At 67.6% G+C, this 2464-nt stretch carries 3 protein-coding genes and 1 pseudogene; all 4 read left to right on the top strand.

Annotation, left to right across the window (positions count from 1 at the left end; translation table 11 throughout):
- A pseudogene (locus ACXJKR_RS29830) lies at positions 1-311 on the top strand (naphthalene 1,2-dioxygenase); the annotation flags it as partial.
- Positions 312-322: 11 nt separating this feature from the next.
- Positions 323-1369 (top strand): gentisate 1,2-dioxygenase, encoded by a 1047-nt coding sequence (gene gtdA / locus ACXJKR_RS29825; protein ID WP_457325923.1) that lies wholly within the window; start codon positions 323-325, stop codon positions 1367-1369.
- Positions 1370-1392: 23 nt separating this feature from the next.
- A complete protein-coding gene (locus ACXJKR_RS29820; RefSeq protein ID WP_457325922.1) occupies positions 1393-2088 on the top strand; it encodes a fumarylacetoacetate hydrolase family protein in 696 nt (231 codons plus the stop codon).
- A gap of 34 nt (positions 2089-2122) precedes the next feature.
- A partial coding sequence (locus tag ACXJKR_RS29815) for a Rieske 2Fe-2S domain-containing protein (protein ID WP_457325921.1) occupies positions 2123-2464 on the top strand: 342 nt, incomplete at its 3' end.

Here is a 2464-nt window from a genome sequence, read left to right as displayed (position 1 = left end):
ACCCCATCCATTTGTACTTCGGGGTGCGCTCGCCACGGGACGTCTACGGCCTGTCCTGGCTGAAGGAACTGGCCCGCGATCACGCCGGCCTGAAGCTCAACGTCGTCGTCGCCTCGGGCGGCGATCCCAAGCTGCACCGCTGTGGCCTGGTCACCGATGTCATCGATCAAGACCTCGGCGACCTGCGCGGTTGGCGCGCTTRCCTGTGCGGCTCACCACCGATGGTGGAAGCGGCCTCGCTGATGGTGCATCGCAAGGGCATCGAGCCCGAGCGCATCCATGCCGATGCCTTCTACACCCAAGGAACCTGAGGAGACCCCTTATGCATGCTGCTGCCTTGAGCGCCGAGCAGCGGGCCGCGCGCGCGACCTTCTACGAACGAATCGGCACCCAGAACATGACGCCGCTGTGGGAGGTACTCGGCGCGCTGGTGCCGCCGCAGCCCCGCTCGCCTTTGCAGGCAGCGCTGTGGCGCTATGCGGAGCTGCGCGAGCAGGTGATGGAGGCTGGCCGGCTCATCACCGCCGAGGAAGCCGAGCGCCGCGTGCTGATCCTGGAGAACCCGGCGCTGCGGGGCCATTCGTCGATCACGCAGTCGCTGTACGCGGGCCTGCAGCTGATCCTTCCTGGCGAGGTCGCACCCGCGCATCGGCACACCCAGTCGGCATTGCGCCTGGTGCTCGATGGCGAAGGCGCCTACACCGCGGTCGACGGCGAGCGCACGACGATGCGCCGCGGCGACTTCATCATCACCCCGGCCTGGACCTTCCACGACCACGGCAACCTCGGCACCGATCCGGTCGTGTGGCTGGACGGGCTGGACATCCCCATCGTCCGCTTTCTTGACGCCGGCTTCTCCGAGAAGAGCCAGGACGCGAGCCAGCAGCTGCGCCGCCCCGAAGGCGATGCCCTGGCGCGCTACGGCGCCAACATGCTGCCGGTGGACTACCAGCCGCGGCCGGCCGAGCCGACCCGCGTCTTCGTCTACCCGTTCGAACGCACCCGTGCCGCGCTTCAGGGCGTGTCGCGCGGCGACGTCGACCCGCACCTGGGCCACAAGCTGCGCTACGTGAACCCGGCGACGGGGGCCTCACCCATGCCCACCATAGGCGCCTTTGCGCAATGGCTGCCGGCCGGCTTCGAAACCCATACCTATCGCAGCACCGACAGCACCGTCTACGTCTGCCTGGAAGGCGGCGGCGAGGCGCGCATCGGCGACCTCACGCTGCGGGTGCAGGAGAACGATGTCTTCGTCGTGCCGTCCTGGCACGCATTGCAGCTGCGCGCGGACCGCGACAGCCTGCTGTTCAGCTTTTCTGACCGCCCCGTGCAACAGGCGCTCGGCCTGTTTCGCGAACAACGCCAATGAACCCCTGATCCATGGACTCCCACATGAAGCTCGCCCTCCAAGCCCCACCGCTGCACACCCTCGCCATCGCCAACAGCGACGAGCGCGTTGCCGTGAATCGCGTCTTCTGCGTCGGCCGCAACTACGCCGCGCATGCCCGCGAGATGGGCAAGGACCCGGACCGCGAAGCGCCGTTCTTCTTCATGAAGCCGGCAAGCGCCGTCGTCGACGCGGCCGCGCCGGTGAGCCTGCCCTATCCGCCGCACACCAAGAACTACCACCACGAGATCGAACTCGTCGTGGTGCTGGGCAAGGGCGGGCGCAACATCCCGGTCGAACAGGCGCTCGACCATGTCTACGGCTATGCCGTCGGCCTGGACATGACGCGCCGCGACCTGCAGCTCGAAGCCCGCGACAAGGGCCGGCCCTGGGAGTTCGGCAAGTCCTTCTCCCAATCGGCACCCATCGGTGCGGTCCATCGGGCCGCAGACATCGGGCATCCCGCCGAAGCTGCCATCAGCCTGACCGTCAACGGCCAGGCACGCCAGTCGTCCGACATCGCGAAGCTGATCTGGTCCGTCGCCGAGTCGATTGCCGTGCTGTCCCAGTACGACGAACTGCAGCCCGGTGACGTGCTGATGACCGGCACGCCGGAGGGCGTGAACGCCGTGGTGGCGGGCGACGTGATGCTCGGCGCGATCACCGGCCTCGGGCAGATCGAAGTACGCGTCACGGCCTGAGCCCGCGAGCGCCCAGAACAACAAGGAGACAGGCATGGCCGACACGTCCACCATCTTCCCGACCGAGGCCCGGTGGGAAGGCGAGGGGAGTTCCCGCATCCCCTTCCTGGCCTACACCAGCGAGCAGCTTTACCAACGCGAGCTGGAGCGCTTCTTCTACAAGGGCCACTGGTGCTACGTCGGCCTGGAGGCCGAGGTGCCCAATGTGGGCGATTTCAAGCGCACCGTCATCGGTGAGCGCTCGGTCATCATGGCGCGCGACAACGACGGCGCGATCAACGTGATCGAGAACGTCTGCGCGCACCGCGGCATGCGCTTTTGCCGCGAGCGGCACGGCAACCGCAAGGAGTTCGTCTGCCCCTACCACCAGTGGAGC

Source organism: Roseateles sp. P5_E11 (assembly GCF_054049355.1).
The sequence above is the reverse complement of the archived record's forward strand: the minus strand, read 5'-3'. Positions and strand labels throughout refer to the sequence as shown.

Coding starts and splice junctions, on each gene's coding strand:
- gtdA (WP_457325923.1), top strand. CDS start 323: ATGCATGCTGCTGCCTTGAGCGCCGAGCAGCGGGCCGCGCGCGCGACC.
- ACXJKR_RS29820 (WP_457325922.1), top strand. CDS start 1,393: ATGAAGCTCGCCCTCCAAGCCCCACCGCTGCACACCCTCGCCATCGCC.